21 protein-coding genes are annotated in these 24,854 nt (G+C 33.1%); 13 read left to right on the forward strand and 8 right to left on the reverse strand.

The window, feature by feature from the left end; translation table 11 throughout:
- Positions 1-49 precede the first annotated feature (49 nt).
- Complete coding sequence (locus HOG88_RS11395; RefSeq protein WP_295006347.1) at positions 50-1,132, reverse strand: epoxyqueuosine reductase QueH; 1,083 nt, start codon at positions 1,130-1,132, stop codon at positions 50-52.
- A 109-nt stretch (positions 1,133-1,241) separates the two neighbouring features.
- Between HOG88_RS11395 and HOG88_RS11400 the strand changes: the two genes are divergently transcribed.
- The gene (locus HOG88_RS11400; protein WP_295006256.1) at positions 1,242-2,012 is read left to right on the forward strand and encodes a hypothetical protein; all 771 of its coding nucleotides are present in this window, start codon (positions 1,242-1,244) and stop codon (positions 2,010-2,012) included.
- Between the two features lie 13 nt (positions 2,013-2,025).
- Here HOG88_RS11400 and HOG88_RS11405 read toward each other — a convergent pair whose 3' ends face one another.
- On the reverse strand, positions 2,026-2,529 hold the full coding sequence (locus HOG88_RS11405) for a peptidylprolyl isomerase (RefSeq protein WP_295006258.1): 504 nt from the start codon (positions 2,527-2,529) through the stop codon (positions 2,026-2,028).
- A gap of 352 nt (positions 2,530-2,881) precedes the next feature.
- Positions 2,882-3,115 (reverse strand): hypothetical protein, encoded by a 234-nt coding sequence (locus tag HOG88_RS11410; RefSeq protein ID WP_295006260.1) that lies wholly within the window; start codon positions 3,113-3,115, stop codon positions 2,882-2,884.
- Positions 3,116-3,176: 61 nt separating this feature from the next.
- Here HOG88_RS11410 and HOG88_RS11415 point away from each other — a divergent pair, with 61 nt between their 5' ends.
- Positions 3,177-3,299 (forward strand): hypothetical protein, encoded by a 123-nt coding sequence (locus HOG88_RS11415; protein WP_295006261.1) that lies wholly within the window; start codon positions 3,177-3,179, stop codon positions 3,297-3,299.
- Between the two features lie 67 nt (positions 3,300-3,366).
- Here HOG88_RS11415 and HOG88_RS11420 read toward each other — a convergent pair whose 3' ends face one another.
- On the reverse strand, positions 3,367-3,588 hold the full coding sequence (locus tag HOG88_RS11420; RefSeq protein ID WP_295006263.1) for a (2Fe-2S)-binding protein: 222 nt from the start codon (positions 3,586-3,588) through the stop codon (positions 3,367-3,369).
- 161 nt (positions 3,589-3,749) lie between these two features.
- Between HOG88_RS11420 and dsbD the strand changes: the two genes are divergently transcribed.
- Positions 3,750-5,486 carry a protein-disulfide reductase DsbD gene (dsbD, locus tag HOG88_RS11425; protein ID WP_295006265.1) on the forward strand — a complete coding sequence of 579 codons (1,737 nt, stop codon included), beginning with the start codon at positions 3,750-3,752 and terminating at the stop codon, positions 5,484-5,486.
- Positions 5,487-5,516: 30 nt separating this feature from the next.
- Here dsbD and HOG88_RS11430 read toward each other — a convergent pair whose 3' ends face one another.
- Positions 5,517-6,776: a DEAD/DEAH box helicase gene (locus HOG88_RS11430; RefSeq protein ID WP_295006267.1), complete on the reverse strand. Its 1,260-nt coding sequence runs from the start codon at positions 6,774-6,776 to the stop codon at positions 5,517-5,519.
- Positions 6,777-6,872: 96 nt separating this feature from the next.
- Here HOG88_RS11430 and HOG88_RS11435 point away from each other — a divergent pair, with 96 nt between their 5' ends.
- Positions 6,873-7,637 carry a hypothetical protein gene (locus HOG88_RS11435; RefSeq protein ID WP_295006269.1) on the forward strand — a complete coding sequence of 255 codons (765 nt, stop codon included), beginning with the start codon at positions 6,873-6,875 and terminating at the stop codon, positions 7,635-7,637.
- Here HOG88_RS11435 and lpxB read toward each other — a convergent pair.
- Complete coding sequence (gene lpxB, locus HOG88_RS11440; RefSeq protein WP_295006270.1) at positions 7,634-8,680, reverse strand: lipid-A-disaccharide synthase; 1,047 nt, start codon at positions 8,678-8,680, stop codon at positions 7,634-7,636. The genes HOG88_RS11435 and lpxB overlap by 4 nt on opposite strands.
- Positions 8,677-9,039: a c-type cytochrome gene (locus HOG88_RS11445; RefSeq protein WP_295006271.1), complete on the reverse strand. Its 363-nt coding sequence runs from the start codon at positions 9,037-9,039 to the stop codon at positions 8,677-8,679. The genes lpxB and HOG88_RS11445 overlap by 4 nt, the downstream gene beginning before the upstream one ends.
- Before the next feature lie 53 nt (positions 9,040-9,092).
- Here HOG88_RS11445 and HOG88_RS11450 point away from each other — a divergent pair, with 53 nt between their 5' ends.
- Complete coding sequence (locus HOG88_RS11450; protein ID WP_295006272.1) at positions 9,093-10,283, forward strand: amidohydrolase family protein; 1,191 nt, start codon at positions 9,093-9,095, stop codon at positions 10,281-10,283.
- 35 nt (positions 10,284-10,318) lie between these two features.
- Here HOG88_RS11450 and tgt read toward each other — a convergent pair whose 3' ends face one another.
- On the reverse strand, positions 10,319-11,437 hold the full coding sequence (tgt, locus tag HOG88_RS11455) for a tRNA guanosine(34) transglycosylase Tgt (protein WP_295006274.1): 1,119 nt from the start codon (positions 11,435-11,437) through the stop codon (positions 10,319-10,321).
- Between the two features lie 173 nt (positions 11,438-11,610).
- Between tgt and HOG88_RS11460 the strand changes: the two genes are divergently transcribed.
- The 8 genes from HOG88_RS11460 to HOG88_RS11495 all read left to right on the forward strand — a co-directional run bounded on the left by HOG88_RS11460 (position 11,611) and on the right by HOG88_RS11495 (position 24,848).
- On the forward strand, positions 11,611-13,014 hold the full coding sequence (locus tag HOG88_RS11460; RefSeq protein WP_295006277.1) for a GGDEF domain-containing protein: 1,404 nt from the start codon (positions 11,611-11,613) through the stop codon (positions 13,012-13,014).
- Positions 13,015-13,123: 109 nt separating this feature from the next.
- Positions 13,124-13,690 carry an elongation factor P gene (gene efp / locus HOG88_RS11465; RefSeq protein WP_295006279.1) on the forward strand — a complete coding sequence of 189 codons (567 nt, stop codon included), beginning with the start codon at positions 13,124-13,126 and terminating at the stop codon, positions 13,688-13,690.
- A 131-nt stretch (positions 13,691-13,821) separates the two neighbouring features.
- A complete protein-coding gene (locus HOG88_RS11470; protein ID WP_295006281.1) occupies positions 13,822-15,243 on the forward strand; it encodes a helix-hairpin-helix domain-containing protein in 1,422 nt (473 codons plus the stop codon).
- Between the two features lie 114 nt (positions 15,244-15,357).
- Positions 15,358-18,969, forward strand: a complete 3,612-nt coding sequence (dnaE, locus tag HOG88_RS11475; RefSeq protein WP_295006283.1) for a DNA polymerase III subunit alpha — start codon at positions 15,358-15,360, stop codon at positions 18,967-18,969.
- Positions 18,970-20,232, forward strand: a complete 1,263-nt coding sequence (locus HOG88_RS11480) for a M18 family aminopeptidase (RefSeq protein WP_295006285.1) — start codon at positions 18,970-18,972, stop codon at positions 20,230-20,232. It begins immediately after the preceding gene.
- On the forward strand, positions 20,232-21,215 hold the full coding sequence (locus HOG88_RS11485; protein ID WP_295006287.1) for a PAS domain-containing sensor histidine kinase: 984 nt from the start codon (positions 20,232-20,234) through the stop codon (positions 21,213-21,215). The genes HOG88_RS11480 and HOG88_RS11485 overlap by 1 nt, the downstream gene beginning before the upstream one ends.
- Before the next feature lie 8 nt (positions 21,216-21,223).
- Positions 21,224-22,504 carry a hypothetical protein gene (locus tag HOG88_RS11490; protein ID WP_295006288.1) on the forward strand — a complete coding sequence of 427 codons (1,281 nt, stop codon included), beginning with the start codon at positions 21,224-21,226 and terminating at the stop codon, positions 22,502-22,504.
- Between the two features lie 10 nt (positions 22,505-22,514).
- A complete protein-coding gene (locus tag HOG88_RS11495) occupies positions 22,515-24,848 on the forward strand; it encodes an EAL domain-containing protein (protein WP_295006290.1) in 2,334 nt (777 codons plus the stop codon).
- The last annotated feature ends 6 nt before the right edge of the window (positions 24,849-24,854 follow it).

Genomic DNA, 24,854 nt, shown 5'->3' on the forward strand with positions numbered 1-24,854 from the left:
AATAAAGCCTCAAATAGAATTAATTTTTCTAATTCTATCTAAATTACTATTATATATTTATTAGTTTCTCATTTACATCTTCGTAAGTTTTTGCATCGAGTGTTATTGTTAGTTTGTTATCTGGGATCTCTTGCATTACTATTATAGGGCTTAAATCATAGTCTGTCATGTTAATAATTCGTCTAAGTTGAAGTTCATCTTTCATTGAAGGGGGATTGAAAATTAGCTCTTTCATATCTTTATAGTTTGAAGAGTTTATCTCGTTATAGTAGTCTAATGTTATAAACTTTATCTCTTCACGGTTAAAGTAGTGAATATTTTCATTACTAAATTCTACACGACCTTGCGCTTTGTTTCTTGGGAGGGTAGAATAGCTTAGAGCGTGAGCATCTATAACATCTTTTTTCCCAAGTGTAACTTTAAAGTTAAATTGACGGTAGTTTAAAAACTTTTGTTTGATGATTTTATAGTCTATATCTTTATCTTCTAGTTCATTTCGATACGTATACATTTCTATGCGTTCTTCTATAGAAGCCGGTAAAATTGCACCTGTAATGGGTGAAAACATTTCATCCATCAGTTTGTCTTGGCTGTCACGTTGCATAGTTAAACCAAAAATACAACCACAATAGTCTTGACGATAAAGTTGTTCTTCTTTTGTTACTCTTGATTGGTCTTGGCTTCCACCATCAGAACGATAATCAACAGCAATAAATTCAACACCATTTTTTTCATAAAAAGCATCACCAACACGTTTGAGTTGTTCTTGGGATTTAAGTGGGCTCACAAGGAGTGTAGTTGTTATCTTTTTCTCACCAAGAGAAAGGGCTTTCTCAGCACTTGTAGAAAAACGCTTGTCAAAACAGACTTCACAACGAGCCCCTTTTTCAGGTTCTTTTTCTAAACCTCTAACTGCTTGTAACCAGTTTTCATAATCATACTCACCCTCTAAAAGATCAATACCAAGTTTATTACATGAACGTTGTACATCTAGTAAACGCAGTTGATATTCTGAATAGGGATGAATGTTAGGATCATAAAAGAAGCCAGTAAGCTTCTCCTCTGGATAATCTTTTTGTAACTTTTGTAAAAAAAAGTGTGAGTCGACACTACAACAGATATGAACTAAGATAAGAGAGCCTTTAATTTTTTTATGAAGTATAGCAAAATATTTATAAGTATTTATTAAGTTTATATTAAATAGAATAACTTCAGATATTATAAATTATAAGTGAGAAATCATGCAAGAAACACTTGAGATTAAGTTAACTCAAAATATTATAGACACTCAAGAGGAGATGTATGGAATTTTTAAAGATTCAAAACTTTTTATGGTAAATAATAAGTTATTACAGTTTTTTAAATTCAAAAATATTGAAGAATTCAATGGTGGATTTAGAAAATTTTCTGAGTGTTTTATGCCACATCCATCTTATTTTAATACAGAAAAAATTCCTGATGGTGAAACTTGGTTAAGTGCGATAGTAAAACTTGATGTCAGATCTAGAGTTGTAAGTATGATGAATCCAAGTTATGAGCCTTTTGCATTTTCAGTCTCAGTAAGTAATGTTGATGATGAGTATTCAGTTGCTAAATTTACAGATGTTACGAAAACCCTTATAAAAAGTATTTTAATAGAAAATGATGCAAGTTTAGATAAAAAAAGTGGTGCATATGATAAAAAGTATTTTCTTCATATTTCAGAACTTTATGAGGAATCAGCACGATTTAATGAAAAAATGATTGGTATCATAAAAATTGTTCAAGATGATAAAAGTCAAAGTTTAGAATCTTTTGTAAGTAGCATTAAGAAAATTATTCGTGAAGATGATATGATTATTAGATGGGGTGAAAACTCTTTTTTACTTGTCCACTTTCTTGAGAATGAAGCAAATCAAAATGTGATTTTAAAGAAGTTAGGTTCTATAGATAATATAAATAAACCTGAACTGAATTTTGCAATTAAAAAGAAAGATGAAAGTATTAACAAACTGTTGAAGAGGCTAGATTAAAGCCTCTTTTTATTTAGTCTCTTTTCTCAACAACAGTTATTGAATGAATAGCATCTTGCCCTTGAACTTGTGCAAGTACATCAAAACTCTCACGGTCTTCGCTATCAATCGCACCAAAAACAGTATGAACACCATCAAGGTGTGGTGTGTCTGCAAATGTAATGAAGAATTGACTTCCACCAGTATTTGGTCCAGCATGAGCCATTGAAAGAGTTCCTGGTTTATGAACAGTAGTGTTAGTTGCAGTTTCACATGCTATAGCCCAACCTGGTCCACCAGTACCAGTTCCAGTAGGACATCCACCTTGTGCCATAAAACCTGGAATAACACGGTGAAAATTTAAATTATCATAGTAACCAGTGTTTGATAAATATGCAAAGTTTGCAACTGTATTTGGAGCTTCATCGGGAAATATTTTTAACCAGATATCACCTTTACTCGTTGATACTTTTGCATACTGTTGCTTTAGAGACTCTTCAGCACTTATTTTATAATCTTTTAATTCTTTTCCAAACATTTTATACCTTTGTATTTTTTAATTGGTGGCATTATAGTTAAATTTGTTTAAATATTGCATACTAATTCATATCTGCTTAAATTTTTTATGTCAAAATTCATCTTAAATATATAAAATTTAGAGGCGGTAAAACTGTGGCTAAAATTAAAGTTTTCGAAAGAGACTATTCCTACTACTAAGGTAGAAATAGAAAAATATAAAATTCTTACTGTTTATGATAAAACTTCTATTCAAGAAATTACTAATATGTATCTGGGTTCAATGAAATTTTCTAATTTTGATCTTGAGATACTTTCTGCATAAAGTGCTAAAGATGCAAAAATACTTTTATTAAAACAACAGTGGTAAGTAACTACCCAAAATTAATTTCATAATCTATCCCATATCCCTTAATCACTTTTTCAACGTAGTTTTCCATGTTTTTGGTAGATTTCCAACGCTCAGTCACATCAAAAATTTCTGCTACTTCTTTTATTTCCCTTCCACTATTTAAAAGTAATAATGCATGAGAATGAACTCGCTCTTTTTTACATTGACTGTTTTTTAACTCTTTTAGTTTCTCTAAAATATCTTTTTTTATTTCCATGGAAATTTACTAGCAATTATTAATCCATATTGAAGTTATTTTTGTCTTATTACTTATAGTAATGGCACTTATCGATGTTGTTACGGAAACACTAGAAGCAGCACTTGACTTAGTTAATTATATTCGAAATGATTTACACAATGACTTGATTCGTTTAGTTGTACGAACGGGTCAAGCAAATTAATTTCCCGTGATGGAAGTTGTTCAAAAGTATGATATATGGAAAGTTCGCATAGATAAAGCATTCTTTTTTAAAGCTCTTTGCGTTTAACAAGAGCAAGGACTAGAGGAAGGTTTATTCCGTCATTATTAATTCCCTCATCCCTACAAGATTCACACTTATCTCCTACTGGACACTCTTGATTTTCGAGTAGTTCATCAAGAGTAGTTATATGGTTTGATTTGATACATTGTGCAATTTCTCCTACACTTAATGAGTTACAAGAACATATTTCCATATCATTACTTATCAAACGATTCTCCTTATTATATATATAACACGATTTTAGCAGAATAAATTTTAATATTTTTTAAAAATATAAAATTTGTTTTGATTATGCTGTAGATTAATACACACAGTATACACAATTTAATGTTATAATCAGAGACTTAAAAATATGAGGTACATGTACAAATGAAATATATCGCAAACATTTTAATGATTTTACTATTTATAAATAGTTTAAACGCAGGTGACTTTTTAATGCCCGATGAAGCATTTAAACCATATGCTAAAATGAACGAAGCTGGAAAGATAGAGACGGGTGTAGTACTCGGTAAAAATATTTATATTTATTCAAAAGAAATGAAGTTTAGTTTGAAGAGTAAAGAAAAATACTCTATAGAAAATATAGAGTACCCAGAAGCTACTGTTCATAATGAAGAGACTGTTTATGTAGGATCACCTAAGTTTATATTAACTCTTTCAAAAAAAGAAGATGTCCTTCCTCAAAAAGAGGTAGTTCTTCTTTTATCCTATCAAGGATGTTCTGAAATGGGATTATGTTATGAACCTTTTAGAAAAGAATTCACTGTAAATATCCAAAACTCAGAACTTACTTCCACAAAAGCTCTCACAGTGAAAAAAGAGAAAAAATCTACAACTGATATGATTGCAGATACAATTAGATCAGGTGATGTTATGATAGTTCTAGCAACATTTTTTGGTTTTGGTCTTCTTTTAGCAATGACTCCTTGTGTTTTTCCTATGATTCCTATTATTTCAGGGCTTATTATATCTCAAGGTGATGGGATAACAACGAAAAAAGCATTTGCACTCTCGCTTGTTTATGTTCTTTCTATGGCTATAGCATACACTATAGCTGGTGTTTTAGCAGGTCTCTTTGGTGCTAATCTACAAGCCGCTTTGCAGGTGCCATGGGTTGTGTATTCTTTTTCATTTATTTTTGTTGCACTTGCCTTTAGTATGTTTGGCTTTTATGAATTAAAACTTCCTGATGCTATTGTGAACAGAGTAAGTAAATCAAGTAATCATTCAGGTTATATCGGTGTGGCGATTATGGGCTTTTTATCAGCTCTTATTGTTGGGCCATGTGTAGCCGCTCCTTTAGCTGGTGCATTAGTTTATATAGGTCAAACTGGAGATGCAGTTCTTGGTGGAATGGCACTGTTCTTTATGAGTCTAGGTATGGGAATACCTCTTATTGTTGTTGGAGTAAGTGCTGGTAAGTTTATGCCAAAACCAGGTGCTTGGATGACAATGGTCAATGCTGTCTTTGGTGTTTTGATGTTAGCTGTTGCTATTTGGATGCTAGAGAAGATTCTAAGTGCAGATATTGTTATGATACTTTATAGTATACTAGGTATAGGTTTTGCACTTTTTCTTGGTGTTTTCCGTAGTGGTGGGCATTTTTTTAAACATAGTGTAGCGATGATTATTTTTATATATTCCGTTTCTTTATTTATCGGTTTTTTAGCTGGTTCATCGAGCATGACAAAACCACTTGGTTTCTTAAATACTATGGGACACTCAAGTGGTGTTTTAAGTAAAGAAGAAAAACTTAGTTTTGAAGTTATACACTCAATCACGGAGCTTGACAAAGTGTTAAAAGCAAGCGATGGTAAAAAAGTCTTATTAGACTTTTCAGCTGCTTGGTGTACTTCATGTAAAGAGCTAGAAGAGATGACATTTACAGATCCAGATGTAATGGCTAAAATGAAGGAGTTTATTTTAGTGCGTGCGGACATAACAGAAAATAGTAGTGATGAAAAAGAACTGAGTAAAAAGTATGGTGTTTTTGGTCCACCAGCTCTCATCTTTTTTGATGAAAACTCAGCGGTTATGAAAGATAAAACTGTTATTGGATTTATAGAACCTAAAGAGTTCTTGGAACATTTAAACAGTATTTAAATGAAAAACTTAAGGAAGATAGATTAAAATCTATCTTCTTCCTCTTCCTGCAGAGCTTCTTGCTCCTCCACCGCCATTACGACTTTGACCACCACGAGGCTTATTTCTAGCACCCCTGTTTCCACCCATATTAATAGGTTCGGCTTTTATGCTTGGGTCTGGTTTAAAACCTTTGAGCCATACTTTTGGTATGTCTTTTTTGATAAGTTTCTCTATGCTTGCTAAAAAATCATCTTCATCTACACAGACAAGACTTATAGCTTCACCTTTATTTCCAGCACGACCAGTCCGTCCAATACGATGAACATAGTCTTCACTTACATTAGGAAGCTCATAGTTGACAACATGAGGAAGATGGTCTATATCTATACCACGTGCTGCAATGTCTGTAGCGACAAGTACTCTAACTTTTCCCTTCTTAAAATCTTCAAGTGCTTTTGTTCTTGCATTTTGGCTTTTGTTTCCATGGATAGCAGCAGATGTAATCCCATCAGTAGCAAGTTGTTCACTTAAACGATTTGCTCCATGCTTAGTACGAGTAAAGACTAGAACCATCTTCCACTCACCTTCATTTATAAGTTGAGTTAAAAGCTCGCGTTTACGAGTCTTGTCTACATGGTAAATTGCTTGTGCTACTGTTTCACTAGAAGTGTTTGCACGAGCAACCTCTATAAGGGTAGGAGATTTTAAAAACTTGTTTGAAAGTTTTTTAATATCTTCAGAATAAGTAGCAGAAAAAAGAAGTGTTTGACGTTCTTTTGGAAGAACTTCCATAATCTTCTTAATGTCATTAACAAATCCCATGTCAAGCATTCTATCTGCCTCATCAAGAATAAGGAAGTCTACTTTTGAAAGGTTAATTGTTTTTTGAGAGATATGGTCAAGTAAACGACCAGGTGTCGCAACAACTATATCTATACCTTTTCTAAGTGCTACTATTTGAGGGTTTATTTTAACTCCTCCAAAAATCACTGTTGACTTATATGGTGTATGTTTTGCATAATTATAAATGTTGTCTTGAACTTGAGATGCAAGCTCACGTGTAGGTGTAAGTACAAGTGCTTTTACATGATGTTTACTATCCTGTTGTTTTGAACGTAAAAGAAGCTCTAACATTGGAAGAGTAAATCCAGCTGTTTTTCCTGTTCCTGTTTGTGCTCCCGCTAATACATCCTTACGTTGAAGGATAACCGGTATAGCTTGCTCTTGAATTGGAGTTGGTTTTTCATAACCTTGCTCGGCAATCGCTTTTAGTAGTAACTTATTAAGTCCTAAATCATTAAATGTCATAATATTCCTAATTTTTATAATATATATATTTATTCATAATAGCATAAATTATGACAATTAAGGATATAATTACAAAATTAATATTTTAGGATAAGTATGTCTTCTAACTTAATCACTATAAAACCAACCAATCACCGTGTGTTCAAATGTCCAAATGAAAAAAAAATAGAACTGTTAAATGACATTATTGCTCAAGATAAAAAGCTTGATATCCTAGTAGTGACAGCTGGAGATGCTAAAGAACTATTAGAAAAACTAGAAGATAAAAGTACGAGGGTAATGGAAGATAGAGATTTAGTAAAAGATAAAGAACTTACTTGCCAATATCTTATAAGTTACGATCTTCCAATAAAAGCTATTGTTTATATGGCAAGAGTTAGTAAGACTACGCAACAAGCCATCATTTTAGTAGATGAGAGCGAACAAAAAGAACTTTATCCAATAGAGATGCTTTTAGGCCGTGCAATCAAACAAGAAATAGTTGAGGGTTTTGAATATGCAGTCAAAGAAAAGAAAGAAGTTGACCCAAAAGCAAGAAAAAAACTCACTAAAGATGAAATTACAGAGATAGCTAAACAACGTCATGAAAGTGCGACAGAGATAAAACCTGTCTATGAGGGATACAAAAAACCAAAGTTTGATAAGCCTAAACGCGAGGGTGGAGACAAGTGGGATAAAAAGAAAAAAGCAGAAAATAAATTTCTTGGAAAAGATGAGAATGGAAAAGCAATATTTTCAGGAAAATCAGGAGATAGAAATCATCATCATGATGGATCACAGCGAGAAAAATTTGATGCTCCTAAAAAAGTAGGAAAGACTATAAGTATTAAAGCTCGTAAACCTAAAGAAGAAGAGAGTTAAATCTCTTCTATAATTTCTGCAACCCTTCTAGAACTTCCATGTTTTAAATAAGCTCTCAATTCTTGAGAGTTCTCAAAAAAATCTTCTCTATTATAACTTTTAAATGATTCTTTTAAATTAGTGACACTTACTTCTTCTTGAATAAACTCTGGATGTAAAGTTTTTCCTTTGAATTTTTTAAACATAATATTACTTAGACCTATGTACTCTATCTTTACTAAACACGAGGCTATAAAGTAGTCTAGAGGTTTTGCTATATAACTAAGTATAAAAGGCACACCAATAAGTGCAGCTTCAAGTGTAGCCGTTCCACTGCATATAAATGCGAAGTCTGAGTTTAAAAGAGTTTTATGTGGTTCATTGGATATTTGGATATTTGTAAGGTCTCCATAAAGTTCTTTTATTTCAACATTAGTAAAGTGTTTAGGAATAATAATGGTCGTGTTTACCTTTAGTTCCTTAGTCAGTTGGAGAAATATGGGCATAAGTTTTTGTATCTCACCCTTTCTACTTCCTGGCATAAAGGCAACATCTTTTATCTCAGTTCTAAGTTCTTTCTTAAATTCTGTTATTTGGTCAAGTAGGGGATGTCCTACGTATTCTATTGGAGCATTCTCTGGATAGTAACTAGGTTCAAATGGCAGTATAGAAGCTAAATGGTCAATAGTACGAGCTAAAACAGGGATGCGCTTTTTCTTCCATGCCCATGCTTGAGGTAATATATAATAGATGATTTCTTTCTCTGGGTATTTTTTTTTTATCTTTTTTGCGAGTGGAAGGTTAAAGCCTGAAGAGTCTATAAGAAGAACTTTATCAGCTTCCGCAGCTAATTCAACCATTTGTGAATTGAGCTTAAAAAAGAATCGTAACTTTTTAAGTGCATCCACAAAACCCATAATGGCTAAGCTTTTAAGATCAATAATTGGAGAACCCAGTTCGCTCGAAAATATCCCTATAAATTCTACATCATCTGAGAGTTCTTTTTGAAGAGATTTTAGGTGAACATTTGCGGAATGTTCAAGTGCGCTCACTAGAAGTTTCATGAGCCACCATCCCCATAGTTATCATAAGAGTCATCATATTTTTCTTGCTTCTCAACATCTACATAGTCGGCAAAGAATGTAGTCAAGTTATCTATGTCTTCATCACTAAGGTTTACAGCAAAGTCTATCATCATCTCTTGGCGTTGTGTGTCTGCTTTTCTCTCTCTAAAGTGCTTTAGCTTGTATGTCATATAGCCTTTAGAACGATTTGCAAGAGCAGGAAAGGTACTAATTCCTTCTATCTTATGTCCATGACAAGAGTAACAAGCTTTTTGTATATAGAGGTCTTTGCCTTTCTCATATGAAGAAGTAGCAAAGATATTTGAAAATGTTAGTAAAAAAAGTAATAGTAAGCGCAACTCTAAGCCTTATTTATTATATAATGCATGTATTATATCTAAGGTTGGTCTAAATGCTTATAACAAATGTGATTATTTGTGATGTTAATGGTGAGAGAGAAGCTGATGTTCGTATTGAAGATGGAATTATTACAGAGATAGGAAGTAAGCTTAATGGTGAAGAATCTTTAGATGCTGCTGGAGCTTACCTGATTCCATCTATAGTAGATACAAATGTAAGACTACTTGACTCCGCGTTAAATGCAAAAAACATAAAGCATGTAACTGAGCAAGCAAAAAAAGGTGGAGTAGGGCATATAGTATTAAACGCGGACTCTAACCCTGCTATAGATAACGAAGTAGTATTAGAATTTGCACAATATGGGCTTGATGCTATAGAAGATGTCAAAGTAGACCTAATGCTAAATACCCTAAAAGAAGATATGTCTCTTTCAAACATAGCTATACTTTTGAAAAAAGGTATTGTTGCTCCATACATGAGTACCATTGCAAAAAATGACATTGCAATTAAGATAGCTGAGTACATTCAGATGTATAAGGTTACACTCTTTTGTAAGGCAGAGGATAACTCGCTAATGAATGCAGGTGTTATGCTAGATGGAGACATAAGTTCTAAACTAGGGTTAGCAGGCATACCAAACCTTAGTGAAGTACTCCATGTTTCTCGTATGATAGAGATAGCAAAACACTTTAAAATAAAAATACTGTTTAAGGCTATAGCGTCTCCGCGTTCAGTTGAACTTATAGCAAAAGCAAAGAAAGATGGAGTAGAAGTTACTTGTGAGGTATCTATACATCATTTAGTAAACTGTGATGAGGCTTGTGAAGATTTTAACACCATAGCTAAACTCAATCCACCTTTGGCTTCTCGTGAAGATATGCTCCTTCTACAGAAGGCTTTAAAAAATGGAGATATTGATCTTTTAACAACACTTCATCAACCCTCATCCCCCGTAAACAAAGAAGTGGCATTTTTTGATGCTTCTTATGGTTGTGAAGCTATAGCGGATGCATTTCCCCTTTATTATACAAAACTTGTTCGAAGTGGACTTATATCAATGCCTGACTTAGTACGAATGACATCTACTAATCCATTAAATGTAATTAATAAAGAGTCATCTGCTATAGAAGTCGGTAAGCCGATAGAATTTATAATAGTAGATACTAAAGATAATATAACAGTTTCAAATATTTCTTCTTTGTATAATGGGGAAAAGCTTTATGGAAGTGTAAAGTTTCTGTGAACAGAAAAATTGTGTAAAAGAAAAGAAGCTAGAAACTAACTTCTTTTCTTATAAAATTCCTCTTTATACTCAGAAAATTTATCTTCTAAAATAGCCGCTCTAACTTCTCTCATAAGATTTAAATAATAATGTAAGTTGTGAATAGTTGCAAGTCTAAAGTATGTTATTTCTCTTGCGCGATAAAGATGACAAAGATAAGCACGAGAATAAGTTTTACAAGTTAAACACTCACATTCAGGGTCTATGGGAGCTGGATCTTCTTTAAACTTTGCACCCTTGATATTGATCTTTCCAAAAGAAGTAAAAAGAGTTCCATTCCTCGCGTTTCTTGTAGGCATAACACAGTCAAACATGTCTATGCCTCTCTCTATGTTTTCGATGAGGTCCTCAGGAGTTCCTACACCCATCAAATAACGTGGCTTATCTTCTGGCATATACTGTACCGTATGCTCAACTGTGTCATACATCTCGTTGTTTAACTCTCCAACCGATAGTCCACCAATGGCAAAACCATCAAAGTCCATAGCACAGAGTTCTGTGGCACTTTTTGTACGAAATTCCCTATCTGTTCCACCTTGAATAATGGCAAATATATTTTGATCTACACATATTCCTTTTTTCTGTTGAGAACGAAAGTAGTCAATAGACTCCCCAGCCCAAGAAGTAGTTCTCTCAATACTGACTTTTATACGTTCTTGTGTCGCGGGAAGTGCTACTAAATCATCAAGTACCATCATGATGTCAGAACCAAGGTTAGTTTGAATGTCTATAACACCCTTTGGAGTAAAAAAGTGTTTTGAACCGTCTATGTGTGAGCGAAACTCTATACCATTAGTCATAGGTTTAGAAATATCAGAGAGTGAAAATGCTTGAAATCCACCACTGTCTGTTAAAAAACTCTTTGGGAATTTTGTAAAGTTATGTAGTTTACCCATTTTTGCTACTACTTTATCTCCAGGACGAAGATACATATGATAAGTATTTGCTAAAATTATTTCAGCACCAAGCAGGTCAACTAAATCACTAGCATCAAGACTTTTAACACTTCCAATAGTCCCCACAGGCATAAATACAGGTGTTTTAATAGTTGAATGAGCAGTTGTAATAGTTGCTGCCCGAGCATTTTTTGACTTCGTTTCTAAAGTGAATTTCATATTTAATTATGTCCAGTATGTAATTTGTTTAATCACCTAATTATAACAAAAGGAACTTATAGGTATAGTGAATATAGATAAAATTTCATTTACATAAATATAAGGCTTTGATATTGATGAATAAAATTCATTTTAAGAAAATTTTTACATTAGAAATAAAGATAATATGCTTGATGATATCTTTATTATTCGTCTTTATATTTGTATTTGTAAAATTCTTAGATGATCGTGAAAAAGATTTTTACAATGAGCAAGTATCGATAGCAGCCAATTCAACTAAAAATATTAGTTTTGAATTAGAAAATATTTTAAGAGATAAAAAACAATTAGTTAAGTCATTCTTTGAAGATAATAGAAAAATGGTTAACCATCTCATTGAAAATTCTAACGACTATAGTGAATATGAGAGACTAGATGAAAAGCTAGGTAAGTACTTTACAGACTACTTTTCTTTAAATATTACAAACGACGAAACAGAATTTGTGGTGGATGAATTTGAAGGTAAAATGGGTTGGATATGTAGAAATGATGTCGCAATATTTTTGAAAAATTCAAATCAAAAAATTCGTATTCATCCAAATGCCGTTTCATACCATTATGATATTCTTATAGACTTTAAGTATAAATCTAAGACATATGTATTTATAGTTGCATTTAAAGTCGATGAAATTGCAAGCTTACTTAAAATAAGTACTCGAGAAAACCATGAACTAGTAATGATAAACAAGAGTAAAGACTATCTAATAGCTGTTACGGCAAATGGTAGTAGAGATATCTTAGGTAAAAGAGAAGGGATACATTTAAACAAGGGTGAAATAAAAAATATATTGTCTGAGCAGTTGATAAAGGGAACATTTTGGTCTATTGTTGATGTTGTTGATGAAAATTTATTGACTGAATATAAAAATAATTTATTGAGTGAAGAGGTTTTTGAACTTATTGTATATTTACTTTTAAATTTGTTCGTTGGTATATTTATTATTCTGACTTTCAGAAAAAAAGAGAATCTTCAACATGAACTTCTAACTCAAAATGAAACAATTGAAGCCTTGAATGATAAACTTCACAAGTTGGCTATTACAGATTTGTTAACAAGTATGTATAATTATAGATATTATGAAGAAAACTCTTTAAAATATTTTAACGAATCAAAAAGACTAGAAGTGAATTACCATATAGCTGTAATAGATATTGATTTTTTTAAACAATATAACGACCACTATGGACATAAAAAAGGTGATGTATGTATACAGTCTATAACAAAAATAATGAAAGATAGTTTTAGAAGAGCGAATGAATTTTGTGCTAGATATGGTGGGGAAGAGTTTGTGATAGTTAGCATTGGGCATAGTGGTAAAGAGTTTTCTAGGCGTTTAAACAAGCTTATTCAAACTGTGGAAGACACTAAAATAGAACATGCTAAATCTAGCATATGTGATTATGTTACGGTGAGTGCAGGTTATAGTAGTTCTGAATTTTCTACATTAAGCTATGTAGATGAGTACTTTGAAGAAGCAGATACAGCTTTATACCGTTCTAAGTCAAATGGAAGAAATAAGGTAAGTAGAATAGACTAAACATCTGATTGTTCAGTTTTATCTAGTTGTATGTAAACTTGTTGTATTATAAAATTTCAAAACTCAAAAAGTTTAAATTATTAATTTTAAGTTATAAAAAGGTGTGTTAATGGCAAATGTAGGAATGAGTGATATAAAAAAAGGTGTTCGTTTAATTGTAGGTGAAGTACCATACAAAATAGTTGAATTTCAACATGTTAAACCTGGTAAAGGTGCTGCATTTGTACGTTTGAAAATGAAAAGTTTTTTAAACGGAAGAGTAGTTGAGAGAACTATTCATGCTGGTGATAAGTTTGAAGTTCCAGTTATTGATTACAAAACAATGCAGTACCTTTATGATGATGGCGAAATGTACCAATTTATGGATAACGAAACATACGATCAACTTGGCCTTGAATATGCACAGTGTGATGATGCTTCTAAGTGGTTTAAAGATGGTATTAATGTTGAAATTATTTTCTTTAAAAACAAGGCTATTTCAGTACAAGCTCCTGAATTTATGGAACTTGTAGTAACAGACACTCCTCCAAACTTTAAAGGTGACACTTCAAGTGGCAGTAAAAAACCTGCTACTCTTGAGACTGGTGCAGTCGTACAAGTACCTTACCATGTTTTAGTAGATGACATAGTAAAAGTAAATACTGTTGACTGTGAATTTTTAGGAAAAGTTAAGTAACACCACCACTATCCATTAAAAATACTAAATTTGACAATAGGCTTTTAAGCATTATATCAATCATATTGTTTACAATAAACAATATGATTGATATAATGCTTAAAAATAAAATAACTAAAAATAGGAAAATCATGAGTTTAAAGAAAAAGCAACTACCAAAATTAGGTTTTGTATACATGGATTATGTAATGAGATTTTTTGATCATTCTAACTTTAAAGGATGGCCAAACAAGATAGAGACTGTTACATATCATTGGAAAAATGATAAAGCAAGATTTATTAGAGAAGTTAAACGTAAAAAGATTGACGTTTTAATTGGTAATATTCCCTCTACTGCTTATGAGACTTTTCGTGAGATAGCTTGCGAGCTTCCTAACGTTCGTTTTATCCCATCTATGGATACTCAGTTCTCTAACAAATCTAAAGAAAACGTAACTAGATTTGCTTGGAAATACGATCTTCCAATTCCTAAAACTTATATTTATTACAAACATGATAATGCAGATAAGTTTTTGCAAAAATGTGAATACCCAAAAATCATTAAAAAATCTTATGGTCCATCTAACTATGGTGGATACTTTGTACATAAAGTTGACTCCTATAAAGAAGCTCGCAATCTTTATGATGATAAAAAATATCACCCACAGTACTTTCAAGATTTTGTTCCTATGGAAGCTGATATTCGTGTAATGCTTATCGGTCATAAACCTGTTTGTGCGTTTTGGCGTCGTGCTCCGAAAGGCGAGTGGTTAACTAACACTTCCCAGGGTGGAAGTATGGACTATATGGATGTTCCTGAGAATGTTCTTGACCTTGCTGTACAAGTAAGTAAAGATGCAAAGGCTGAGTACTGGGCTTGTGATGTTGCTTATGGTATAGATGGTGTTCCTCGCATTTTAGAGTGTGCTACTGCATTTGCTGCATTTCCATACATAAGAGATTGGATTGGTCAGTACATCATGTGGAGTCTTTCTGATGGGACTTTTAGAAAACCTCATATGCCAATGTTTAACTGGGAAGAGTTAAGTAAGATAGAGCCTTCTATTCTTAGAACTCTAAGACATATTCACTTTGGTAAATTTTCTCCTTCATTTGATGGTGAGTACTTTGGTAAGAAGAAGAAATCTTACGGTGGTAAAAAAGTTTACTTACATAAACTTGATGAGCAGTACCCAGTTCTTGACGTTAAACGCCGTTGGAGTGAAGAGTGGCCAAGTGAGAAATGGAACTTTCAAGATAACCTAGCACACTTAAATACAAGTTCCAACAAGAAGAAAAAAGCTTCAAAAGCAAAAGCTCCTCATCCTACAAAAGATGAATCCAGTGAATCAGCCCAAGAAGCTCAAATCACTACAGAGGAGTTAAATGATTTTTTAATAACGATAAATGGAATCGGCAAGAAGAAAGTTAAAAATATCATTGATCATATTGGTAGTGCTGACGATGTTATTGGTGTTTTGCACCAGAACCCAACAATTCTTGTAGAAGTTAAAGGTATTACTAAAAAGCTTGTTGCTAAGATAGAAAAAGCTTGGAAAAAATTACTTAAATAGTCTCCTTTATACACCCATTTATGGTGTATAAAAATTCCTGTAAAATCATTATTTCATATTAAGAAAAACTTACTATAATCTTTCTAATAATATTAGAACTATAAGGTAATTATTTTGAGTGCACAACCTTTTACACATTTACATCTTCATACTGAATATTCTCTTCTTGATGGAGCTAATAAACTCGTCAATCTTGTTCCGCGTTTAAAAGAGTTAGGCATGAATTCTGTTGCTATGACAGACCATGGAAATATGTTTGGAGCTATTGATTTTTATCAGCAAATGAGTGCTGCTGGAATCAAGCCTATCATAGGTATGGAAGGCTATATTCATAATGGCGATACTCTTGGCGATAAAAGTACAAAACAACGTTTTCACATCTGCCTTTATGCTAAAAACAAAAAAGGGTATCAAAACCTTATGTACCTCTCTTCTAAGGCATTTATAGATGGTTTTTATTACTTTCCTCGTATAAATAAAAAAGAGCTAAGAGAGCATAGTGAAGGGCTTATCTGTACCTCTGCTTGTCTTCAAGGAGAAGTAAACTGGCATCTTAATCTTGCAAATGAGAGAAATGTTAAAAATGGAGCACTAGGTTACGGGGGAGCTTTAGATGTAGCTAGGGAATATCAAGATATTTTTGGTGATGATTTTTACTTAGAGTTAATGCGTCACGGGATAGGCGATCAACTCTTCATTGATGAACAGATACTAAAAATTAGTCGTGAGACAGGTATAAAAGTTGTTGCTACAAACGACACTCATTACACTTTTCCTAATGATGCTCAGTACCATGAAGCTTTTATGTGTATAGGGATGAATAAACTTTATGATGATCCAAATCGTATGCGTCACTCAGTGCATGAGTTCTATCTTAAATCTCCCGAAGAGATGGCAAAGATTTTTGCAGACATTCCTGAAGCGATTGCACATACTCAAGAGATAGTGAACAAGGTCGAAGACTTTGCACTGACTGTAAAAGAACCAATTCCACCTAACTTTAAGTTCACTCCAGAGTATTCAAAAAATGATGGACTAGAAATAGACCATCAAGATGATGCACCTTTAGCAGAGAATGCGAGTGAAGCAGACAAAAAAACATGGTTTTCAGCCATAGATAAAAATGATGCTGAATATTTTACATATAGATGTAAAATTGGTTTAGAAAATCGCTTAAAAATTGTTCCAGAGGATAGACACCAAGAGTATAGAGACCGTTTAGACTTTGAGATAGACATAATTAACTCAATGAAGTTTCCTGGTTATATGCTCATCGTTTGGGACTTTGTGAAAGTTGCAAAAGAGATGGACATTGCTGTTGGACCAGGGCGTGGTTCTGCTGCTGGAAGTCTCGTGGCTTACTCGCTTGACATAACAGACATTGATCCAATGAAGTATGACTTACTCTTTGAGCGTTTCTTAAACCCTGAACGTGTAAGTATGCCCGATATCGATATGGACTTTATGCAAGCTCGTCGTGGAGAGGTTATTGATTATGTAGTCCAAAAATATGGTCGTAACCAAGTAGCCCAAATTATTACTTTTGGTTCCCTTCTCGCAAAGGGAGTTATCCGTGATGTTGCACGTGTTTTAGAAATGCCACTAAGTCAAGCGGATAAACTGGCAAAACTTATTCCTGATGAATTAGGAATCACACTTAATGGTAAGACGAAAAAAGGTGAGTTTATTGATGGAGCTTTTCAAAAAGAGCCAAAAATATCAGAACTCATTGATGGAGATGCAAACGCGAACAGGGTTTGGGAGTTTGCTAAAAAGTTAGAAGGCCTTAAACGTAACTCCGGAATCCACGCAGCCGGTATCGTTATAAGTAATGAAGAACTTTGGCATAAAACACCTATATATAAGCCTTCTAGTGAGACGACATTTGTAACACAGTACTCACTTAACTACCTCGAAGATGTAGACCTTATCAAGTTTGACTTCCTTGGTCTTAAAACATTAGATGTTATACATAATGCTATTAAACTCATTAAACGTCGTTATGATGAAGATATAATATGGCACAAGATAGATGAGAACGATCCTAAAGTATATGAGGTTATAAGAACAGGTGAAACTGTAGGAATGTTCCAGATAGAATCCTCTGGTATGCAAGACTTGAATCGTCGTTTAAAACCAGATAGTTTTGAGGATCTAATCGCCGTTCTTGCACTTTATCGCCCTGGACCTATGGAGTCTGGAATGCTTGACAGTTTTGTTGAACGTAAGCATGGTCGCGAAAAAATAGAGTACACATTTGATATTATGAAACCTATTTTAGAGAACACTTATGGGGTCATTGTTTATCAAGAACAGGTTATGCAAATTGTTCAAAATGTTGGTGGATTCTCTCTTGGGTACTCAGACATTATTCGTCGTGCTATGGGTAAGAAAAAAGATATGGCAACTTTTAATGCAGAATTCTCAGATGGTGCAGTTAAACAAGGTCATCCTAGGGCTGAAGCTTCAAAACTTTTTGATCTAATTGAAAAGTTTGCGGGGTACGGTTTTAATAAATCTCACTCAGCAGCTTATGCAATGGTTACATTTCAAACTGCATGGTTAAAGACTTACTATCCAAATGAATTTATGGCGGCACTTCTCACATCAGATAAGGACAACACTGAAAAAGTTGTTCGTTACATTGATGAAGTAAGACGTATGGGGATAGAACTTTCTCCTCCTGATGTTAACGATTCCTATTTAGAGTTTTCTGCAATAACAAAAGATGGAAAAGATATTATTCTTTTTGGTCTAGGGGCTATTAAAGGTGTTGGTGGTGCGGCTGTTGAGTCGATTATTCAAACGCGAGAAGAAGATGGTGATTTTACTTCTATAGAAGATTTTGTAAACCGCATAGATCCATCAAAAGTAAATAAACGCTTTGTTGATTCAAGTATCAAGTCAGGTGGATTTGATAGGTTTGGATACAGCCGTAAAGCACTTTTAAATCAGATAGAACTTATAGTCGAAACTGCAAAAAAAGCGAGTGATGCTAAGAAAAATGCTATCGGTTCACTTTTTGGAGATGATGCTGAGATAACAACGGTTAAACTAGAACTTAAAAATTCTGAAGAGTACGAACTCAAAGAAATTTTAGAGTTTGAAAAAGATACCTTAGGTTTTTATGTCTCGGGTCATCCAATGGATGAGTACCGCGCCGAAATGAGTGAGTTGAACTATACACTGTCTTCTGAGTTAGAAAATGTTAAAGATGGTTCTCAGGCTATATTTATCGGTAAAGTTGAAGGGATAGTTAAAAAAATATCTAAAAAAGGGCACCAGTTTGGAATAGTAGACTTGATGGACTTTCATGGAAATATGGAAATAATGCTTTTCTCAGATAAGTTAGAGAAACTCGCAGAGATGAACAAAGAAGAACCTATCGCGTTTAAAGGACGAATAACTCATACCGATTTTGGTCCCAGAATGAACATTAGTAAAATTATGACTCTTAAAGAAGCGAAAAAAGAGACAAAAAAAGTCAAAAAAGAGGTGCAAGACAAACCACCTGAACCTATAAGTTTAGCGGTAAAACTGGATGCTGATAGTGAAGTTCTAGATAAACTATATGCACTCATCCGTCAAAACCCAGGAAACCGTCCATTAACGATAACCATCGTCTCAAAACTTCATAATGTAGTGATAGACTCTGCAATACGTGTGGACACAAAAATTATTTCAGCACTTGACGGTAACGAAGCCGTTGATATTTTAGGACTTTAAATGGAAAAACAAGATTTTAACGAAGGGCTTTTAGGTTTCCTAGATGCTTCACCGACACCTTTTCATGCGACACAAAATATGTCTGCAATGTTCGAAAACGCAGGGTTTATTAAACTTGATGAAGTTGATAAATGGGAGTTAAACGCAGGTAGTAAATACTATGTCACTCGTAATGACTCTTCTATCATCGCGTTTACTTATCCTAAGCATGAAAAAAACTATGTAATGATTGGGGCTCATACAGATTCGCCTAACTTAAAGTTAAAGCCAAATCCAGTTATAAAAGAACATGGAGTTGTAAAGTTCGGTGTTGAGTCTTATGGTGGTCTGTTACTCACTCCTTGGTTTGATAGAGCTCTTTCAATAGCTGGACGTGTATCTTACCTAGATGGGAAAGAAAAAATACAAAGTACACTGATAGATGTGCAAAAAAGTATAGCGACGATACCTTCTCTTGCCATTCATTTAGATGATACAGCGAACAAAGATAAAACGGTAAATAAACAGAGTGACGTTTGCCCTGTGTTAACTACTAATGATGACTTTAATTTTGATGATTTTTTAAGATGGCAGTTAAATAAAAATGAGATTTTAGATATTAAAGAAGTTTATGCAAGCGAACTTAGCTTTTATGACACTCAAAAGGCTGCATTTATAGGTCTTCATGATGATTTTATAGCGAGTGCAAGGTTAGATAATCTTCTCTCGTGTTATATTGGAATGTTGAGTATATGTAGCGTTTCAAATGAAAAACCTATGCTCTTCTGTGCAAGTGACCATGAAGAGGTTGGAAGTGAGTCTACATCTGGAGCAAGTGGAAGTTTTTTAGAAAACACACTCAAACGTATGTTTAGTGATTATGATGAGTACATGAATATGACTCGAACTTCATTGATGATTAGTGCTGATAACGCACATGCCATTCATCCAAACTTTCCATCTAAACACGACAAAGAACATGCACCACATATGAATAAGGGTGTAGTTATAAAAGTAAACACGAACCAAAGGTATGCTTCAAACTCCACAACCATCTCGCGTTTTATGGATAGTGCAGCTAGCATAAAGGAACCCTTACAAAACTTTGTAACTCGTAGTGATATGGGTTGTGGTTCGACAATAGGACCGATAACAGCGACAAGACTTGGAATAGAGACTATCGATGTAGGACTTCCAACTTTGGGAATGCACTCTATTCGTGAGCTGTGTGGAAGTGATGATGCTCACTCGCTTTATAAAATCTTGGTCGCGTTTAAAAACTAATGTCTAGTGTAACACCCGAAGAACTTAATCTACTTATAGAGCAAACTTACAAGGTTGAGGATGAGTTTAATGAGCTCAAGTCATCTTATGCTCATCTGCAAGATACGGTCGAAAAAGTTGTTGAATTCTTACCAAACGCCATCTGGATAGTAAATAGCGATAACAGTGTCTTTTTACAAAACTCTCATGCAAGAGAACTATGGGAACTCTTAAAACTTGTAGAATTTAAAAATGACGATTATGAGATAAATTTTAACTTAAAATCATATCTGATAAAAAGTTCCTCTTATAAAGACAAAACAATGCTCAGTGCTACAGATATAACAGAGCAAAAACGCAAGGAAAATCTTGCGACTATGGGACAAATGGCCGCACATCTTTCTCATGAGATAAGAAATCCTATAGGTGCTATATCATTACTCAGTTCAACTCTAAAAAAAAGAGTCCTCAATGAGAACATTCCTATAGTCGAAGAGATTCAAAAATCTGTATCCAGGATAGAAAGAATTATAAAAGCTACACTTATGTTTAGTAAGGGTGTTGAAGCAAATAAAACAGAATTTATGTGGGACAAGTTAAAAGAGCTTATTGATATGTCTATAGGCTACTATGATTACTCCAAAGAAATAAAGTTTATATTTCCTGAGCATAACTTTAAATTAAACGCAGATATAGATTTACTGGATATGCTTTTTTCAAACTTTATTATAAATGCAATAGATGCAATAGAAGCAGATGAAGAAGAATCAGGCCTCATTGAAATCACATATGAATCTGATAAAAAATATCATAAGTTCTATATCTACGATACCGGAGTTCCTATAGAAGATAAAAAGTCTTTGTTTGAAGCTTTTAAGAGTACGAAAGTCAAGGGAAATGGATTGGGCTTGATACTTTCACGTCAAATAGCTGAAGTTCATGGCGGAAGTTCTGATATAATGGATGGAAGTAAAAAATGTTTTGAGATTAAAATAGAACGGTAGGTATCTGAATGAGACTAGTATGTTTATTTATTTTTTTTATTTTTAGTTTAAATGCTGCAGATTGGGTGACTCTTCAGGGTACAGAATCTAAAGTTTCTCATATTCCCTGGGGATTCTTTCAAGTTCGTGCACAACATAACGATAGCCAGATAATTAAAAAAAATGGCTTTAATAAAACTCCTTTTGCCTACATAAAACCTACTTTAGAAAATCAGTCTGAACTTCAAGTTGCTAGAGCTAGAATAGGAATACGAGGCTCTTTAACTGATGACAACAAGATTAACTACTTCACTCTTGGAGAAGTCGCTCCAAACGGAGTAAACAACCCTTTGGGATATCAAACTCACAACTACCTTATGGATGCTTCTTTAACTTTTAAGTATCTACCAATTTATATAAGAGTAGGTAGGTTTAAATATTCTGGAAGTGAAGAAGGAAACATGGCAAGGTTTGCTTCACCTTTGATTATGTTTTCCACTGTTGGAAATAACTTGATGTTGGAGCGTTTTATCAAAACATCAAAAAGTGACATCGTGGTTGGAGACTCTTACACATCAGAGCCAAGTCATGGAGTCGGAGCATACAGAGATAGTGGAATTCAGTTTTTTAAAGCAATAGAAATTAACGAAAAGTCTTCTCTAACTTTATCTTATATGATTGGAAACGGTTCGGGTCTCGCTAATGAAAACTTGAACAATAATCACTTTACTCATTACGGATTTGCATCTTATGAAAATCTATTTGGTGAAGGTAAAGGCTATCGAACGGAATCGCTTAAACTGTATTCTTGGTATCAAACTGGTAAGCGACAACTTTATTCAGATGGAGAATCTCATCTATACGATAGAATAAGATATGGTATGGGTGTTACATACTTTCATGATAAGTTACGATTAGAAGCTGAGTATATGAAAGGTGAGGGAATGATAATGACTGGAGTCAAAGATGTGAATACTAATGAAAATGAAGAAACTTGGCAATATAATATGAAGGCTCCAGTTGAAAATGTAGCAAATGGTTACTACTTGTTAAGTTCATATGAGCTTTATAACCATTTCGAAGTAATAGCTAGATATGATGAATATAAACGTATGAAAAATTCAGATATTGATTATCGAGAATTTAAAACACTAACTATGGGTTTGTCCTATATATTTAATGGTTATGATAGACTAGATGTTAATTATGCACTTAATGAAGGAAAAGCTCCGTATAATTCTACGGCAAACTCCATATTAAAATCAATGGGTGATTTAATTGGCATTCAATATACAATGGTTATAAAATAAAGGCAGAAAGTTGATAAAAAAAGTAATTAAAAACAGAACCTTAATACTATACATAAGCTTGGCTTTTATTATGTGGATGAGTATTGGATACTTTTTTACTAAATATAGAGTTGGCCAATTAACCACAGAAAAATATACTGAAATAACGAAAAATATGCATAAAGAGATTAGAACTTTAGTAAAAGAGAAAGCTGAAACTGTTTTAATAATTGCTATGTCAATATCAAACAATAATCAAATAAAAGAAGCTATTCTTAAAAAACAAAAAATGAAGCTAGATTTGAATGCATTTTCTTTATCTTTACAAGAGAATACATCCCTAAGTGATATATGGATTCAAGTTGTAAATAAAGATGGTACTAGTTTATATAGAAGTTGGACTAAAAAAAATGGTGATGATCTAAAGAAATTTAGAATAGATGTAACACAGATGATTCAAAATCCTACAATTAGGTCGACTATAAGTGTTGGAAAATTTGACTTGACCTTTAAATCCATGGTGCCACTGTATGAAAGTGGAAAATTTATAGGATTTGTAGAAGTAATAGCAAAGTTTAACTCTATTGCGACAAAGATGTCTAATAAAGATTATGATTCTATATTACTAGTAGATAAAAAATACAAAAGACAGCTTACAAAAGCATTTACAAAAACTTTTATTGAAGATTATTATGTAGCGACTTTAAATGCTAAGCCTGAGTTAGTGGAGTATATTGAAAAAAAAGGAGTTAAAGCATTTATAAATATAAATACTTATCTCGTCGATAATAATTTCTCGAAACTTATTAGTATGTATCCTGTAATGGATATTAATGGTGAAAAAATGGGATATTTCACAATGTTTTATGATTTAAACAATACAGAGATGCAAAGTGTTAATAAAGATGAATTCAGACTCTTCCTGTTGTTCATTGCTTCATTTATGATTTCTTTGGCTCTGTTTTATTATTTTTATTTAAAAAACTATGAGACTTTTATAAACAAACTTAATGATGAACTAGAGAATATGGTTGTAGACAAAACAAAAGAGATACAATCACAAAATGACGAACTTGAATATGTTGCTAGCCATGATCCCTTAACTAAACTTCCTAACCGTATGTTGTTTATAGATAGATTGAAACAAAGTATTAAGAGTGCTGAACGAACTGGTGGCTGCCTGTGTGTTCTATTTTTGGATTTAGATAGATTCAAAGAGGTTAACGACACATATGGACATGATATTGGGGACAAACTTCTTCAAGCTGTTGCAACGAGGTTACGTACACAAGTGAGAGAAGTTGATACAATTTCTAGACTTGGCGGGGATGAGTTTACTATATCACTTGTAGATTCAAGCAGTAAACAAACAATGTTAGTAGTGGATAAAATAGTATCTTTGATGGCAAAGGTATTTTTAATAAATGAGATAGAAATCTATACTACTTTTAGTATTGGAATAAGTAAGTTTCCAGAGGATGGGGAAACATATGATATATTGTTGAGGAATGCAGATACGGCTATGTATAGAGCAAAAGAGAGAGGGAAAAACACATATCAGTTTTACAACTTTAAAATGACTGAATTAATTGTAGAAAAGTCAAAGCTGGCATTAGAGATAAAAAGAGCATTAGAAAACGATGAATTTATACCATATTACCAACCAAAAGTAAATGCAAATACTTCAAAAATCATTGGAATGGAAGCACTAATACGATGGGAGCATCCTGAATACGGATTTATAACACCGGATAAATTCATTCCAGTCGCAGAAGAGATAGGTTTAATAAATAAAATAGATTTATGGATGATGAAAAAAACAATTTCAGATATGTCAAAATTGCAAAAGAATGGATTTGAGATAGGAGTTCTATCACTAAATTTTTCTATGCAACTTTTAGAGGATTTAAACTGCTTTGAAAATTTACAACTATTATTAAAAAAGTTTCAAGTAAACCCTAAAGATATTGAGGTTGAGATTCCAGAAACTGTTCTAATAGGTAACCAAGAAAAAGTAATAAGTGTTTTAAACAAGTTTAGAGAGCTTAAAATTGTTATATCTATTGATGATTTTGGAACAGGATACTCGTCTTTATCATACTTAAAGTTATTACCAATAGATAAACTAAAGATTGATCGTAGTTTCGTAGATGATTTACCTGATGATAAAAATGATGTGGCAATAATTAAAGCCATTATCGCTTTAGCACAAAGTCTTAAGATGGACTTGATTGCAGAAGGAATTGAAACAAAGGAACAGGCAGATTTTCTAGTGAAGGCGGGATGTCCAAATCATCAAGGTTATTATTATTCAAAGCCTATCCCTTTTGATAAACTTGAATCTTTTTTAAAACAGTCGATATAAAAGTAA

This window comes from Sulfurimonas sp. (assembly GCF_018698455.1).
GTDB lineage: Bacteria > Campylobacterota > Campylobacteria > Campylobacterales > Sulfurimonadaceae > Sulfurimonas.

Coding starts and splice junctions, on each gene's coding strand:
- HOG88_RS11415 (WP_295006261.1), top strand. CDS start 3,177: ATGGCACTTATCGATGTTGTTACGGAAACACTAGAAGCAGCACTTGAC.
- HOG88_RS11470 (WP_295006281.1), top strand. CDS start 13,822: ATGAGTTTAAAGAAAAAGCAACTACCAAAATTAGGTTTTGTATACATG.
- HOG88_RS11410 (WP_295006260.1), bottom strand. CDS start 3,115: ATGGAAATAAAAAAAGATATTTTAGAGAAACTAAAAGAGTTAAAAAAC.
- HOG88_RS11490 (WP_295006288.1), top strand. CDS start 21,224: ATGAGACTAGTATGTTTATTTATTTTTTTTATTTTTAGTTTAAATGCT.
- tgt (WP_295006274.1), bottom strand. CDS start 11,437: ATGAAATTCACTTTAGAAACGAAGTCAAAAAATGCTCGGGCAGCAACT.
- HOG88_RS11430 (WP_295006267.1), bottom strand. CDS start 6,776: ATGACATTTAATGATTTAGGACTTAATAAGTTACTACTAAAAGCGATT.
- HOG88_RS11435 (WP_295006269.1), top strand. CDS start 6,873: ATGTCTTCTAACTTAATCACTATAAAACCAACCAATCACCGTGTGTTC.
- lpxB (WP_295006270.1), bottom strand. CDS start 8,680: ATGAAACTTCTAGTGAGCGCACTTGAACATTCCGCAAATGTTCACCTA.
- HOG88_RS11460 (WP_295006277.1), top strand. CDS start 11,611: ATGATATCTTTATTATTCGTCTTTATATTTGTATTTGTAAAATTCTTA.
- efp (WP_295006279.1), top strand. CDS start 13,124: ATGGCAAATGTAGGAATGAGTGATATAAAAAAAGGTGTTCGTTTAATT.
- HOG88_RS11405 (WP_295006258.1), bottom strand. CDS start 2,529: ATGTTTGGAAAAGAATTAAAAGATTATAAAATAAGTGCTGAAGAGTCT.
- dsbD (WP_295006265.1), top strand. CDS start 3,750: ATGAAATATATCGCAAACATTTTAATGATTTTACTATTTATAAATAGT.
- HOG88_RS11480 (WP_295006285.1), top strand. CDS start 18,970: ATGGAAAAACAAGATTTTAACGAAGGGCTTTTAGGTTTCCTAGATGCT.
- HOG88_RS11450 (WP_295006272.1), top strand. CDS start 9,093: ATGCTTATAACAAATGTGATTATTTGTGATGTTAATGGTGAGAGAGAA.
- HOG88_RS11485 (WP_295006287.1), top strand. CDS start 20,232: ATGTCTAGTGTAACACCCGAAGAACTTAATCTACTTATAGAGCAAACT.
- HOG88_RS11400 (WP_295006256.1), top strand. CDS start 1,242: ATGCAAGAAACACTTGAGATTAAGTTAACTCAAAATATTATAGACACT.